The 14,463-nt window shown below is 73.3% G+C and carries 13 protein-coding genes; 1 reads left to right on the top strand and 12 read right to left on the bottom strand.

Translation table 11 applies throughout. The annotated features are described in order from the left end of the window. Positions 1-85: 85 nt before the first annotated feature. The 11 genes from ACH34Q_RS35060 to ACH34Q_RS35010 form a co-directional block, all read right to left on the bottom strand. The gene (locus tag ACH34Q_RS35060; protein ID WP_395987445.1) at positions 86-961 is read right to left on the bottom strand and encodes an amidohydrolase family protein; all 876 of its coding nucleotides are present in this window, start codon (positions 959-961) and stop codon (positions 86-88) included. After that, a complete protein-coding gene (locus ACH34Q_RS35055; protein WP_395987444.1) occupies positions 958-1,650 on the bottom strand; it encodes a bifunctional 4-hydroxy-2-oxoglutarate aldolase/2-dehydro-3-deoxy-phosphogluconate aldolase in 693 nt (230 codons plus the stop codon). Before ACH34Q_RS35055 ends, ACH34Q_RS35060 begins: the two co-directional genes overlap by 4 nt. Beyond that, positions 1,647-2,696 (bottom strand): sugar kinase, encoded by a 1,050-nt coding sequence (locus ACH34Q_RS35050; protein WP_395987443.1) that lies wholly within the window; start codon positions 2,694-2,696, stop codon positions 1,647-1,649. The genes ACH34Q_RS35055 and ACH34Q_RS35050 overlap by 4 nt, the downstream gene beginning before the upstream one ends. Then, positions 2,689-3,693 carry an ABC transporter permease gene (locus tag ACH34Q_RS35045; RefSeq protein WP_395987442.1) on the bottom strand — a complete coding sequence of 335 codons (1,005 nt, stop codon included), beginning with the start codon at positions 3,691-3,693 and terminating at the stop codon, positions 2,689-2,691. The genes ACH34Q_RS35050 and ACH34Q_RS35045 overlap by 8 nt, the downstream gene beginning before the upstream one ends. Then, positions 3,690-5,306 carry a sugar ABC transporter ATP-binding protein gene (locus ACH34Q_RS35040; RefSeq protein WP_395987441.1) on the bottom strand — a complete coding sequence of 539 codons (1,617 nt, stop codon included), beginning with the start codon at positions 5,304-5,306 and terminating at the stop codon, positions 3,690-3,692. The genes ACH34Q_RS35045 and ACH34Q_RS35040 overlap by 4 nt, the downstream gene beginning before the upstream one ends. A 47-nt stretch (positions 5,307-5,353) precedes the next feature. Beyond that, positions 5,354-6,550 (bottom strand): substrate-binding domain-containing protein, encoded by a 1,197-nt coding sequence (locus ACH34Q_RS35035; protein ID WP_395987440.1) that lies wholly within the window; start codon positions 6,548-6,550, stop codon positions 5,354-5,356. A 50-nt stretch (positions 6,551-6,600) separates the two neighbouring features. Further along, positions 6,601-7,593 (bottom strand): ABC transporter permease, encoded by a 993-nt coding sequence (locus ACH34Q_RS35030; RefSeq protein WP_395987439.1) that lies wholly within the window; start codon positions 7,591-7,593, stop codon positions 6,601-6,603. Beyond that, entirely contained in the window at positions 7,590-8,897 is a 1,308-nt protein-coding gene (locus tag ACH34Q_RS35025) for a M20 family metallopeptidase (RefSeq protein WP_395987438.1), read from the bottom strand. Before ACH34Q_RS35025 ends, ACH34Q_RS35030 begins: the two co-directional genes overlap by 4 nt. Then, positions 8,894-9,403: a pyridoxamine 5'-phosphate oxidase family protein gene (locus ACH34Q_RS35020; protein ID WP_395987437.1), complete on the bottom strand. Its 510-nt coding sequence runs from the start codon at positions 9,401-9,403 to the stop codon at positions 8,894-8,896. The genes ACH34Q_RS35025 and ACH34Q_RS35020 overlap by 4 nt, the downstream gene beginning before the upstream one ends. After that, a complete protein-coding gene (locus tag ACH34Q_RS35015) occupies positions 9,400-10,365 on the bottom strand; it encodes an IclR family transcriptional regulator (RefSeq protein ID WP_395987436.1) in 966 nt (321 codons plus the stop codon). Before ACH34Q_RS35015 ends, ACH34Q_RS35020 begins: the two co-directional genes overlap by 4 nt. 128 nt (positions 10,366-10,493) lie before the next feature. Next, positions 10,494-12,686 carry an ATP-dependent DNA helicase gene (locus ACH34Q_RS35010; protein ID WP_395987435.1) on the bottom strand — a complete coding sequence of 731 codons (2,193 nt, stop codon included), beginning with the start codon at positions 12,684-12,686 and terminating at the stop codon, positions 10,494-10,496. Between the two features lie 84 nt (positions 12,687-12,770). On the opposite strand from ACH34Q_RS35010, the gene ACH34Q_RS35005 reads away from it, so the two are divergent. Continuing rightward, positions 12,771-13,268, top strand: a complete 498-nt coding sequence (locus ACH34Q_RS35005) for a phosphoribosyltransferase (RefSeq protein WP_395987434.1) — start codon at positions 12,771-12,773, stop codon at positions 13,266-13,268. 81 nt (positions 13,269-13,349) lie between these two features. Here ACH34Q_RS35005 and ACH34Q_RS35000 read toward each other — a convergent pair whose 3' ends face one another. Next, positions 13,350-14,459 carry a hypothetical protein gene (locus ACH34Q_RS35000; RefSeq protein ID WP_395987433.1) on the bottom strand — a complete coding sequence of 370 codons (1,110 nt, stop codon included), beginning with the start codon at positions 14,457-14,459 and terminating at the stop codon, positions 13,350-13,352. Between the last annotated feature and the right edge of the window lie 4 nt (positions 14,460-14,463).

Here is a 14,463-nt window from a genome sequence, read left to right as displayed (position 1 = left end):
TTTCAGACGTGCGGGCTTTCAGACTTGCGGGCTTTCAGGCTGCTGGCTTTCAAGCAGAGTTGTCAGCTCAGGAAAGAGCGTGAATTCAGGAAACAGCGGTGAGTTCGGGAAAGAGGGACAGCGCGGTGCCGCCGTGCAGGGCGGCGCGTTCGGCGGCGGACAGGCCGGGCAGCGCGTGCTCGGCCAGCCGCAGCAGCTCGGCATACCCCGGTACGTCGCGAGTCCACGGGTAATCGGAGGCCCAGAGCATCCGATCCGCGCCATAGGCGTCCGCGAACGCGCGTACGACGCCGTTCAGGTCGGCGTACGGAGGCGCCTCGCGGGACAGCGCGTACTGTCCGGAGAACATCAGATACACGCCCGGATGCCGCGCCAGCCCGAGGACCGTCTCCACCACGGGCGGCGGGAACGGGTCGTCGAACCAGGGCCGGCCGTGCTCGTCCACGCGCATGTCGTGCGGGGCGAACCCCAGATGGTTGAGGACGATCCGAAGATCGGGGACGGCGTCCGGAAGCTCGCGCAGGAGCGGGAGCTGCTCGGGCGGTACGTAGCTCCACAGCGGCAGCTGGCGTTCGGCCAGTTCGCGCAGTACCGGCAGCATCGGGCTATCGGCCAGGGGACGCCCCGGCTCGCCGAGCCACTGCGTGCGGAGCCCGGAGAAACCCTGCGCGAGCCGCACGCGGAGTGCCTCCAGCGGGCCCGTTCCCGGGCGCCTTCCCTGGATCTCCGGACCCGCCACCGCGACCGCCGCGAACCGTCCGGGACGGGCGGCCCGCGCCTCGGCCACGTACTCGTCCTCCGGGCCGAGCGGGACGAGTACCGCCCGGTCGACCCCGGAGGCGGCCATCACGCCCAGCAGGTCCCCGGCCGGGGCGTCACGCCCGGCCGGGGCCAGCTCGTCCACCGCCCGATGCCGTACGGCGGCGGGACGGAACACGTGCAGATGAGCGTCGACGATCACGAGGAGGAGGCTCCCGCGATCTGCGCGGCCACCGTCGCCGCGCGCTCGGCGATGCCGGGCATATCGTCCGGGCCCGGCGCGGCCGGGACCAGGTCGGACCCGAGCCCGACCGCCACCGCCCCGGCGGCCAGCCACTCGCCCACCGCGTCGTGCCGGACGCCGCCCGTCGGGATGAACGACACCTCGCGGAACGGGCCGAGCAGCGCCTTCAGGTACGGCAGCCCGAGCGCGCCCGCCGGGAACAGCTTGATCAGCCGGGCGCCCGCATCCTGCGCCGCCGCGACCTCGGTGGCCGTCGCGGCGCCCGGCAGCGGCTCCAGCCCGGCGCCGAGCACCGCCCGGATCAGCCCGGTATCGGTGTGCGGGCTGACGCAGTAGCGGGCACCGCAGGACGCGGCCTGCTGGACCTGCTCGCGGGTACGGATCGTGCCCGCCCCCAGCATCGCGTCGGCGGGCAGCGCCGCCCGAAGCTCGCGCAGCGCGGCGGGCGCGCCGGGATGGTCGAACGTGACCTCCATGGCCTTCAGGCCCGCCTCGTACAGGGCGGTGCCGACCGCGACGATGTGCCGGTGGTCGGTCAGCCGCAGGATGGCGATCGCACCGCCGAAGTCGCGCCCGCCGGAATCGGTCGCGCCAGAATCGTTGGCGCCGGAATCGGTCGCGTCGGTATTCGCTGCCGCAGGTGTCAACGCAGGATCCTCCGTGCCTCGGCCCCGCGGCGCGCCACGTCCGAAGGACGGATCTGGCACGCGTCGCCGGGCATGGTGTGCTGGAAAGCGCCCGCCCAGGCCGCCTTGTCGACGATCGTGGCGGGGTCGTCGCCGGCGAGCCGGGCGGCCAGCAGCACGCCCAGCGCGGCGTCCCCGGCCCCGAACGAGTCGACGACGTCGGCCTCGTACGTGGCGCTCGCGTACTCCTCGGCGGCGGTGACGGCCGTGACCCGCGTGGCCACCCGCCGTCCGGGCAGTTGGTCGGTCTCGCGGAGCACGACCAGCTCGTGCCCGAACGCGTCGATCGCCTGCCGCGCCAGCCCCACCGGGCCCTCGTCCTCGCGGGCGTCCGGCAGCAGCCGCAGCAGGTCGCCCCGGCTCGCGAGCAGCACGTCCACGTGGGGGAGCACGCCGCGCAGGACCGGTACGGCCTGCTCCCAGGTCCACATCTTGGCGCGATGGTTGACGTCGAACGCGGTGACCGCGCCGTTGCCGCGACCGGCCGACAGCAGCGCCGTGACGGCCGCGGCAGGCCCGGCGCCGAGCGCGCAGGTGATGCCGCTGCTCAGTACGGCCCCGGCCCCGGAGGTCAGCCCCTTCCAGTCGAAGGTGTCGGGGGACAGCCGCCGCATGGCCGTACCGGAACGGTCGTACAGGACCTCCGAAGGCCGTGGCGGTACGCCCTGCTCGACGAAGTACAGCGCCGCGCGGGCATCGGCGTCCCAGTCGAGATGCGTCCGTACACCGAACGCGTGCGCGTGCGCGGCCACCCGTTGGCCGAGCGGGTTGCCGGCCACCCGGGAGATCCAGGTGGCCCGCAGCCCGAGCCCGGCGGCGGTGATCAGCGCGTTCATCTCGGCGCCGCCGACCTCGATGTCCAGGCCGGTGGCATGGTCGAGCCGCTGGTGGCCGGGCGGGGAGAGCCGCAGCAGCGACTCGCCGAGCCCGATCACCTCCGCCGGCGGTTCGGGGGGTGTGGGGGGTCGTCCCCCCACAATGACCCGGGGTTCGGGAGTGTCAGTCATCGTTGGTCCTTGGGACGAAGAGTGCGGCGGCGGCCAGGATCACCACGCCGCGGATCAGGTCGGAGGAGGTGGCGGGGAGCTGGAGCAGGGTGAACGAGCTCTCCACCAGCGCGAGCAGGGCCACGCCGCCGAGCGTTCCGGTCAGGCTGGCCCGGCCGCCCAGCAGCGAGGCGCCGCCTACCACCACGACCGTGATGGCCGACAGTTCCAGGCCCTGGCCCGCGCTCGGGGAACCGATCGTGGCGCGCGCGGCCAGCATCACCCCGGCGGCCGCGGCCAGCGTGCCCGCGATCATGAACGCGAGCAGCAGCGTGCGGCGTACCGGCACACCCGCCGAGCGGGCCGCCTCCTTGTCGCCGCCGACCGCGTGCACGTGCCGGCCGAAGCGGGTGCGATGCAGCAGCACCGCGACGATCACCACGGCGACCGCCAGCACCGCCAGCGCCAGCGGGAACGGCCCGGCGCGGCGCATCCCCACGGCGGCCAGCGCCCGGGTGACCTGCCCGGTCGGCGTGCTGCTGATCAGGAACGCGATCCCCTGGATCAGGTAGAACGTCGACAGCGTCACCACGAACGCGGGGATGGTGGTCCGCGACACGATCAGCCCGTGGAAGATCCCGATCGCGGCGCCCAAGACCAGCATCAGCAGGATCGTGGGGATCGTCCGGATCGGGTAGCCGTCGATCAGCATCGCGGTCAGCAGCGCCGACAGCGTGGCGGTGGAACCGACCGACAGGTCGATGCCGCCGGTCAGCACGACCAGATGCTGGCCCAGCGCCACCAGGCCGAGCACCACGGTCGCGGTCAGCACGTTGGCGATGTTCGCCGCCGCCCAGAACCCGCCCGGGTTCGCCACGGTCAGCACGGCCACCAGCATCGCGACGATCGCCCAGGCCGCCAGCCCGGTACGGGCGGCGGCGGCGAGCACGTCGCCCGGAGCGCGGCCGGTACGACCCGCGGGGCCTCCCGCGCGGTCCGGCGCGGTCATGACCGTCATGACGCCCTGCCTTCCGGGCCCGCTGTGCCCGTCGTGCCCGTGCCCGTCGTGCCTGTGCCTGGTGTGTCTTCGGCGCCTGTCGTGCCCGCTGTTCCTGGTGTCTCTTCGGTGCCGAGAGCCAGGTGCATGATCTGCTCCTCGTTGATCCGGTCCCCGGTCAGCTCGCCGTTCACGCGGCCGTCCCGGCACACCAGCACGCGGTGCGCCAGTCCGGTCACCTCCGGCAACTCGCTCGAGACGAACACCACCGCCAGTCCCTGCGCGGCCAGCTCGGCGATGATCCGGTAGATCTCGGTCTTGGCGCCGATGTCGATGCCCCGGGTGGGCTCGTCCAGCAGCAGGACCTTGGGCCCGGTGCGCAGCCACTTGGCCAGGACGATCTTCTGCTGGTTGCCGCCGGACAGCTGCCCGGTGCGCTGGTCGGGACCCGACACGCGGATCCCGAACCGCTGCCGTTCCTCCTCGAACGCGGCGCGCTCGCGGGCGCCCGACAGCCAGCCGCCGGGGGAGACCGCCCGCAGGCTCGACAGTGTGGTGTTGGCCCGTACGGGCAGGTCGAGGACCAGCCCCTCGGTCTTGCGCTCCTCGGGGACGAGCACCACGCCCGCGTCCACGGCGGCGCGCAGCGAGCCGCGCACCGGCCGTCCCGCGACGCTGACCGCTCCGGCCGAGCGGGGCATGACGCCGGCCAGGGTCCGCAGCAGCGTGCTGCGTCCCGAGCCGAGCAGGCCCGCGACGCCGACGATCTCCCCGGCCCGTACGTTCAGGTCGAGCGGCGGTACGGAGCGTCCCGACGGCACCAGGCCCCGGACGGTCAGCACGTCCTCGGCGGCGGGCTCGGTGCGTTCGGGGAAGACCGCGTCCACGTCCCGTCCCACCATCTCCCGGACGATCCGGTCCACCGGGTAGTCGGCGACCGGCCCGGTGGAGACCAGGCGCCCGTCGCGCAGGACGGTGACGTCGTCGGCGAGCGCCCGGACCTCCTCCAGCCGGTGCGTGATGTAGATGATCGCCACGCCATCGGCGGTGAGCTCGCGGACGACCGCGTGCAGCGCGTCCAGGCCCTCGCCCGCCAGCAGCGCGGACGGCTCGTCCAGCAGCAGCACCCGGCTGCCGCGCACCAGCGCGCGGGCGATCTCGATCAGCTGCCGGGTGGCGGCCGAGAGCGTCCCGGCGCGGGCGCGCGGGTCGAGGCCGCCCAGCCCGACGCGGCCGAGCGCGGCGCGCGCGGTGGCCCGCTGCCGGCCAAGGTCCAGCAGCCCGCGGCGCGCGACCTCCTGCCCGAGCATCACGTTGTCCAGGACGGACAGCTCGGGCAGGACGGTCAGCTCCTGGTAGACGGCGGTCACGCCGTGCGCGAGCGCCTGGCGCGGGTCGTCCAGCCGTACGGTCTCGCCCGCGATCCGCAGCTCGCCCTCGTCGGGCGGATGGTTGCCGGTCAGGATGCGCACGAGGGTGGACTTGCCCGCGCCGTTCTCTCCGAGGAGAGCGTGCACCCGTCCCGGGCGGCAGACCAGATCGGCTCCGTCCAGCGCCGTCACGCCGGGGAACCGCTTGACCAGCCCGCGCGCTTCCAGGGCGGGAGTCTCGGTCGTACTCTCCGAACCCGTCATTCCAGCGTCGCTCATCTCAGGGTCGCCCATCTCAGCGTCACCTCCCTTCAGCACAGCTTGAGCTTCGCGAGCATGTCGGCGGGCAGCGCCGAGGGCACCGCGAGGTCGTCGCTGCATTCCGGCCGGACGTAGGTGTCGATCTGCTCGTGGGTGAAGACGGCGGCGTCCACGTTCACCTGGCTCGGTACCTTCTTCCCGGCCAGCGTGTCGAGCGCCACGTCCAGGCACTGCGCGCTCTGCTCGGGCGGGAAGGCCCCCAGCGCGAACGGGACGTTCTTGCCCCGGACCGCCTTCAGGAACCCGTTCGTCACGTCACCGGTCAGCGGCGGTACCGGCTTGCCCGTCTGGCTGTACGCCTCGTACACGCCCAGGTTGGTGATCGAGGAATCCGACCAGATCGCGTCCAGATCGGGGTAGCGGGCCAGCAGCTGCGCGGACACGGTCTTGGCCTTGGTGGCCGACCAGTCGGTGTTCTGCTTGGCCACGACCTCGATCCCCGGGTACTTCTCGGCGAAGATCTTCTCCGCCTGCGCCTTGGGCAGCTCGGCGGTCGGTACTCCGGCGATCCCCGACAGCATGGCGACCTTGCCCTTGCCGCCGAGCCGCTGGGCGATCCACTCCGCCCACAGCGTCCCTTGCAGCTCGTAGTCGCGGGTGACCGTACTGACGGCCCCGGAGCCTTCACCGAGGCGGCCGGAGCACACCACGACGGGGATGCCCTGCGCGGCGGCGGCGCGTACCTGGCCGGTGATGGCGTTGCCCATCGGGACCACGACCATCGCGTCCGGGCGCTGCGCCACGAGCTGCTGGACGTTGTCGACCTGCTTGTTCACGTCGCCGTTGGCCGAGGCGTACATGACGTCCACGCCCCGCTGCCCGGCCCGGTGCTTGAACGCCTCCTCGTTGCTCAGCGCCCACGCGTTGGTCGGGCCCTGCGCGGCGAGCGCGATCCGGTAGCCGCCCTTCGGCTTCTCCTTGGCGAACTTCGACGTGTCGACCTCGCAGACGTCCGCCTGCGCCGGGGACAGCCCTTGCAGGCCGATTGCCTCGCCCGCCTTGCGCCAGGTCTCGGCGTACTTCTGCTGCGCGGCCTTGGCCCGTGGCCCCGTACAGTCGGCGGCCTCGCCCAGCCCGGCGGTGAGCGACTCGCGCTCGGTACTGCACGCGCCGAGGACCAGGACACTCGCCAGCGCCGTCGCGGCCAGCTTGGTCGAACGCCGTGTCCGCTGCGGAACGCGGGTCATCTGCCACCTCGCTCTCACCGGCCACCTCGGGCTCACCTGGAACTTCGGGCTCACTTGGCACCTCCCGAGTCGGCCGTTCCGCGCTGGCGCAGCCAGGTGGCCAGCAGGATCGCCGCGCCCTGCACGGCGAGCTGGCCGCCCGCCCCGGCGCCGAGCTGGATCATCCAGACGATCAGCACGGCCAGCAGCGCCACACCGATCACGGTGTGCCCGATATGGCCGCGCCCGCCGGTCAGCGCGATACCGCCGATGACGGCCGCGGCCAGCGAGTTCAGGTCCAGGCTGCGCGACAGCTGGGCGTCCACGTGCCCGGCGTACGCGGCGCTGACCAGGCCGGCCAGTACCGCGAGCAGCGCGCTGGCGATGTAGCCGACGGCCAGCACCCGGCCGGTGCGGATTCCCGACAGGCGTGCGGCGCGCGGGTTGGAGCCCGTCGCGTACAGCCGCCGTCCCGCGCTGGTACGGGCCAGGATCACCGCCGCCACGATGGCGATCACGACGAACAGCCACAGCGGCGTCGGCAGGCCGAGGAAGCGGCCCGAGCCGAGCGGCTGCAGGGCCTTCGGGATGTCGCCCGCCGCCGCGCCCTTCGTCCAGGCCGTGATGGCGCCCTGGACGAGCACGAACACCGCGAACGTGGCCACGAACGGCGGTACGCCGCGCAGCACGACCAGTCCGGCGTTCACCGCGCCGACCAGGAGACCGGCGAGGGCGGCCAGGCCGATCGCCACCGGCAGCCGTCCCGCGTCGCCCTCGCTCTGCGTCGCGATGATCACTGTGGTGAGGCCCATGACCGCGCCGACCGACAGGTCGATGCCCCGGCCGAGCAGCACGAGCGTCTGGCCGACCGCGGTGATGCCGATCAGGCCCGCCTGGAAGAGCACGAGCCGCATGTTGGCGTCGGAGTAGAAGCCGGGCGTCACGATCGCGGCGATGACCAGGATCAGCGCCAGCCCGCTCAGCGGCATCAGCGTCGTCGCGGACGCCAGCGAGCGGCCCCGGCCGAGCAGGGTCTCGCCGGTCGCCGCCGTCCCGCCGCTCACTCGGGGCCTCCCGGCCCGGTCCCCGACTCGGAGCCCCGCTCGGTGCCCGGCGCGGCGTGCGGATCGGTTCGCGCGCAGAAGGCGGAGGCGATGCCGGCGTACAGATCGACGGCCTGGCGCAGCGCCGCCACCGAAACCCACTCGTCGGCCCCGTGCGCCCGCCGCAGCAGGCCGGGACCGAAGGCGGGCAGAACGGGAACGTTCCACGCCGGTTTCAGGAAGGCCGCGTCCGTCGTCCCGGGGAACATCGCGTCCGGCGGAACGTGCCCCAGCACCCGCTCGGCGACCGCGCGGACGGCGGCTGGCAGCGGCCCGGCCGGGTCCGCGACCGTACCCGGCAGGAAGCCCTGCTCGTCGAACTCGACCTCGAGCCGCGCCCCGGTACGGGCCGCGACCCGTTCGATCAGCGCGGTCACGGGCTTCTGGACGTCCTCGCGGGTCATTCCGGGAAGCAGCCGTACCTCGGTGTCCACGCTCATCCGGCCCGGCAGCACGCCGTACCCGACCCCGCCCCTGAAGGCGAGCCCGGTGTTGAGCGTCGTGGTCCAGCCCCGGATCCCGTACGGGTCGGCGGGGGAGGGGAGGGTGAGTTCCTCGGCCAGCGCGATCGCGGCGTGCGCGACGTCGACACCGGCGTTGCGGGTGCCCGGCTCGCCGGACAGGCTGGAGTGGCCCTGCCGCCCGTACGCGGTCGCCCGGAGCCGGGCGATGCCACGACTGCCCAGGTGGAGGAGGTCGTAGTCCTCGTCCATGCCGCCGGGCTCGCCGATGAGCACCGCGTCCGCCGGCGGCAGCACTGTGCCGGCCGGGCCAAGTTCCGAGGGCGGCAGTTCGGCGAGGTACTGGGCGCCGTGGTACGCGCCGTCCTCCTCGTCGGCGGTGAAGAGCAGCGAGAGCCGTCCGGCGGCCGGGGTGTTCTCCCGGACGAGCCGTCCGGCGGCCAGGATCATGGCCGCGAGCGCGCCCTTCATGTCCGCCGAGCCGAGCCCGTAGAGGCGGTCGCCGTCCAGATCGGCGGCCAGCGGGTCCACGGACCAGTCCGCGTCGCCGATCGGCTTGGTGTCCATGTGGCCGCACAGCATCAGGTGCCGGCCGCCGGGACCGAAGTCGAGCGTGAAGAGCAGGTTGGGGCGCGGGCCGGACCGTCCCTGCAGGCCGGAACGTTCCAGAACGCGCGGCGCGGGCAGCCCTGCCGCCTGCGCGATCTCCGCGAGGGCCTTGGCGACCCCGCTCTCGTCACCACCCGGATTGGGGCTCGGGACCCGGACCAGCGCCCGGGTCAGCTCGACGACATCGGCCGTCACTTGTACCGCTCCGCCCAGTCGTTGCCCTGCCACGTGGTGATGTTCACCGGGTCGAGCCGGAACAGCCAGCGCGGCTTGTCGAGCGTCGGGGCGAGGTACTCGGGGCCGTGCTCGCCCAGGTAGCGCAGGCTCATCCGCTCGGCGATCGGCAGCCACTTCCCGTTCAGGCAGGGCTCCTCCACCAGCACGGCCCGCGCCTGCGCCACCACCTTGCGCTGCGTCCCGGCCTCGTCGATGGTGATCGCGCAGCGTGGCTCGGCGGCCAGGTAGCGGGCCCAGGCGGCGCGCGAACGGGGCACGACCCAGAACGACGAGCCGTCCCACTCGTGCCAGCAGGGCACCACGTACGGCCAGCCGTTGTCGTCCAGGCACGCCAGCCGCGCGATGTGGTCCTCGCCCAGGAAGGCCGTGACCTCGTCCCCGGCCAGCCTGCCGACCTTGCCGCGCCAGTCCTCGCCCGCGCTCTGGCCCGTCTCCCGGGTACCGGTGGGGTCCGTCTCGCTCATGAGATCTCCTGCGTGTTCTCAGTGTTCCCAGTGTTCTCGGGTGTGCCGGCGTTCTCGGGTGTGCCGGCGCTTTCCGATGTGCCGGTGCTTCCGGCGGCGAGGTGTCCGAGCCGTACGGACAGCGTCGCGGCGGCCGCCAGCGCCACTTCGGCGACGGCGGGCAGGCCCTCCAGGGGGAACCGGTACGCGGGCGCCGAGACCGACAGGGCCGCGACGACCTTCCCGGTGTGGTCGCGGACGGGAACGGCGACGCAGCGCACGCCGTCCTCGTTCTCGATCTCGTCGATCGCGTAGCCCCGGTCGCGGATCGCAGCCAGCTCGGCCACGAGCGCGTCCGGGTCGGTGATGGTGTTGGGGGTCTTGCGGATCAGCGGGCCCTCCAGGCAGCGCTGGACCGTCGCGGCGTCGGCGTGCGCGAGCAGCGCCTTCCCTATCCCGGTGCAGTGCAGCGGGTTCATGGCCCCGACGACGGCCGCGGGCCGGACCGCCTGCGGGCTGTCGGTCTTGGCGACGTACAGCACCTGGTCGTCCTGGACGATCCCGAGGAAGCAGGTCTCGCGGGTACGGGCGGACAGCCCGGCCATGAGGTCCTCGGCCTGGCCGCGGATGTCCAGCCGGTCCAGGAAGCGCTGGCCCCAGACCGCGAGCCGGGGCCCGAGGTCGTACAGGCCGGCGGCGTCGGTGCGCAGGACCCCGGCGTCCAGCAGGACCTCCAGCAGCCGCAGCACGGTGCCGCGCGGGACACCGCTCGCCTCGACCAGGTCGGTCAGCCGCCGCGGCCCGCCGGCGGCGATCAGGTCGACCAGCCCCATGCCCTTCACCAGGGCCTTGGCGACGCCGGTCGCCGCACCGCCGGTGGTCGCGGCGCCGGATGACGTTCCCGTGCCGGCCACTGACTCGGCGCCGGCCACTGACTCGACGCCGGCCACTTTGGACTCGACGTCCATTCTCGGTCTGGACATAGTGTCCATTCCTAGCAGGGACGTCTTGACCTGCACAAGGGTCAGATTTCGGGCATGGCGGATCCCGGATACGGCGACAGGGACGAGCGCGCAGGCGAACGCGGGCTCAGTGCGGGCTCAGTGCAGGGTCAGGAAGCCTCGGTGGCGGCGGTGTCGAGGCGGCGCAGGGCGTCGCGGACGACGGCGGCGTCGGTCGTCGGCCAGAACGGGGGCAGCGAGGCCTTCAGGAAGCCGCCGTAGCGGGCCGTGGCCAGGCGGGGATCGAGGACGGCGACCACGCCACGGTCCTCCATCGTCCGCAGCAGCCGCCCGGCGCCCTGGGCGAGCAGCAGCGCGGCATGGGTCGCTGCGACCGACATGAACCCGTTGCCGCCCTTGGCCGCGATCGCCCGAGCGCGGGCCGAGGACACCGGGTCGTCCGGACGCGGGAACGGGATCCGGTCCATGATCACCAGTTGCAGCGAGGGCCCGGGGACGTCGACGCCCTGCCAGAGCGACAGCGTGCCGAACAGCGAGGTCCGCTCGTCCTCGGCGAACTGCTTGACCAGTAGGGACGTGGAGTCCTCGCCCTGGCACAGCAGCGGGTGGGTCAGATGGTCGCGCAGCTCGTCGGCGGCCTGGCGGGCCGCCCGCATCGACGAGAACAGCCCGAGCGTCCGGCCGCCGGCGGCCTCGATCAGCTCGGTGATCTCGGTCAGGTAGGCATCGGCGAGCCCGTCGCGGCCCGGCTGGGGCAGGTGCCGGGCGACATAGAGGATGCCCGACTTCGGATGGTCGAACGGCGACCCGGCGTCAAGCCCGGACCACACGACCTTCTTGCCGTCCTGTTTGCCGTCCTTCTTGGCGCCGTCCTTCCTCGTGCCGTCCTTCTTCGCGCCGTTGGCCTTCGTGCCGTCGCTCTTCGGCTCATCGTCCTCGGCCGTACGGGCGAGGCCTTCTGCGGCGGTACGGGCGTCCCTGCCTCCCCCGGACGCGCCGTCCTCCAGGGGCGGCAGGCCCCACTGCCGGGCTAGCGGCTCGAACGATCCGCCCAGGGTGAGGGTGGCCGAGGTGAGGATCGCGGTCCGTTCCTCGAACAGCGTCGTGCGCAGCAGCCCGCCCACGCCGATCGGCGCGACGTGCAGTGTCGGCGGGCGCTTGGGGCGGCCCTCCTGGACGAAGGGCTTCTCCAGCCAGACGACCTCGAAGCGCGCGGAGATCTCGGGCTGGAACGACTCCAGCAGCCGTACGGCCGTGTCGTGCAGGTCCTCCAGCGAGGAACGGGCGGCCTTGCGCGCCGCCGCGTCGCCCGGGTCGTTCTCCTTCTTGTCCGGCCCGAGCGCCGTGAGGCAGGTGTGCGCGGAGTCGCGGACGACGACGAGGGTGTTGCCCAGGGCCGGGGACAGCACGTCCATCCGGCCGTCGGGCAGCTCCTCGAGGAACAGGCCGAGGCCCTCGGCGGACTCCTTGAGCCGGTCGGCGAGGCCCTCCTCGATCAGCCGCCCGCAGCGGCGGGCCGCGGCCTCGACGGCGGCGGCGCTCAGATCGCCGGTGGCGACCGAGGTGACCCGGTCGACCAGCTCGTGCGCCTCGTCCACGATCACCACGTCGTGCTCGGGCAGTACCTGGAAGTCCTCCAGGGCGTCGATCGCCAGCAGCGCGTGGTTGGTGACCACGATGTGCGCCTCACCGGCGCGGGCGCGGGCCAGCTCGGCGAAGCACTCGGTGCCCTGCGGGCAGCGCTGGGCGCCCAGGCACTCCTTGGCGGTGACCGCGACCTGCCGCCAGGCCTGCTCGTTCACCCCGGGCACCAGCTCGTCGCGGTCGCCCTCGGTGGTCTCGTCGGCCCACTCGTTCAGCCGCTTGACCTGGCGGCCCAGCGCCGACAGCTGCTGCGGGTCGAACAGGCTCTCGCCCTCGTCCGGCTCGTCGAACGCCTCGGTCTGGATCTTGTGCAGGCACAGGTAGTTGCGCCGGCCCTTCAGGATCGCGAACTTCGGCTTGACGCCCAGCAGCGGCTCCAGCGTCTCGGCCAGCCGGGGCAGGTCGCGGTCGACCAGCTGCCGCTGCAGCGCGATCGTCGCGGTGGAGACCACGACCGTGGTGCGCTTGGCGATCGCGTGCCGCAGCGCCGGGACGAGGTAGGCCAGCGACTTGCCCGTACCGGTGCCCGCCTGGGCGGCCAGATGCTCGCCCGAGGTGATCGCGCGCTCGACGGCCCGGGCCATCTCCACCTGACCGGGACGCTCGGCCCCGCCGATGGCCTCCACGGCGGCGGCCAGGAGGGTCGCGGTATCAGGAATCCGGGTATCGCTGCCGGTCAGCAGATCAGGGGCGGGCACGTCGGCCAACGCTACCGTCCGCGACCGACATCCGCGCCCGGACCCGGTACCGAGCATCGGCCCGGGTCGGCGAAGATGGTCCCCGTGTCTGCGGAGAGAGAAGTCCTGACCTGGGAGTTGTTCGGTACGGCCTCGCGCGCGCTCGCGGAGACGATCGCGGCGGACGGCTACCGGCCCGATCTGGTCCTGTCGATCGCGCGCGGCGGCCTGTTCGTGGCCGGAGCGCTCGGCTACGCGCTGGACGTGAAGAACCTGCACGTGATGAACGTGGAGTTCTACACCGGCGTGAACGAGCGTCTCGACCTGCCCGTGATGCTGCCCCCCGTCCCCAACGCCGTCGACCTGTCCGGTGCCCGCGTCCTGGTCGCCGACGACGTGGCCGACACCGGCGCCACCCTCAAGCTGGTCCGGGACTTCTGCGCCGACCACGTGGCCGACGTGCGCTGCGCGGTCGTCTATGAGAAACCGCACAGCGAGGTCAAGTGCGAGTACGTGTGGCGGCACACCGACCGGTGGATCAACTTCCCCTGGTCGACGCAGCCGCCCGTCGTCCAGGCCGAGGGCCAGGTCCTCGACGCCTGACCGTGCTGATGGCCTGATCGTGACGCCTGGCCGTGTTGATGGCCCGGCCCAGTCAGGCCGAGCGCTGCGCAAGCGCGGCGCTCAGATCCGTACCGCCCCCCTGAAGTGCAGGGGCAGCCAGGTCAGCCGGGACGGGACGGGCGCGGGCTGGGGCGGGAGCGTCCGGAGCCTGGCCTCGGTGAGCAGTCGGCCCGCGAGCCGGCGCCGGACCTCTCTCGGCAGGGCGTTGCGCCGGGCCAGCCGCGTCCGGGCCAGCATCAGCCCGATCGAGACGGTCATCGCGGCCAGCCAGCCCGCCTGCAGCGCGGCCAGGTCCTCGCTGTCGAACGGGTCGCCGAGATTACGGCGCAGACCGGCCATCGGGACCATCGGCATCGGGCTCGGCGCGATCTGCGGGGAGGCGACCGGGGGCAGCGCCACCTGCGGCGCGGGGATCCCGGCCACCGCGTTGAACGCGGGGCTCGTGAGCGGCGGCACGTCCGGCGGCAGTGACGACAGGGAGATCCCGGGCGGCAGCGCGCCGGTGGCGCTGGTGAGGATCAGCCGGTAGCTCCGGGACACGGAGGTCGCCTTGGACGCCGACACGGTGGCCTTGAGCATGATGGTGCCCGGCTTGGCGTTGCTCGGCGCCTTGATGGTGGCCTGCGCGGTACGTCCCGTACCGCTGACGCTGCCCAGCCCCTGAGCGGCCGGGCTGACCGAGGCGTTCGTGGTCGCCAGCCGCAGCACGGTCCCGTGCGCCGTGGCGTGCGCCGACGTCACCCTGGCCGTCGCCGTGATCGTCCCACCGGGCTTGACCGTGGACGCCGACACCGAGATCCCCAGCGACAGCGCCGGCTTGGCCGGCACGGGAGTCCCCGGGTCCGGTGGAGTGGTCGGGTCCGGGGGGTCGGGCGGATCGGTCGGGTCCGGCGGGTCTGGCGGGTCCGGTGGATCCGAGGGGTCCGGCGGGTCGGGCGGGTCGCTGGGGTCAGGGGGGTCCGGCGGATCGGTCGGGCCGGTGGTCGGCGGATCGGTCGGGCCGGTGGTCGGCGGGTCGCTGGGGTCGGGCGGGTTCGTCGGGGTCTCGGTGTTCTCGCCGCTCGGAAGGGGCTCGGGTTCGGCGATGACCGGGGGCGCGGTGGCGACGGCCAGGACCGCCGCCGTACCGAGCCCCGCGAGCAGCGAACCGCCCGCCGATCGTGAGAGCACCGTC

The sequence above is a fragment of the Actinomadura sp. 9N407 genome (assembly GCF_044326315.1).
GTDB lineage: Bacteria > Actinomycetota > Actinomycetes > Streptosporangiales > Streptosporangiaceae > Spirillospora.
Note: the sequence above shows the minus strand (reverse complement) of the source record. Positions and strands in the feature narration are given on the sequence as shown.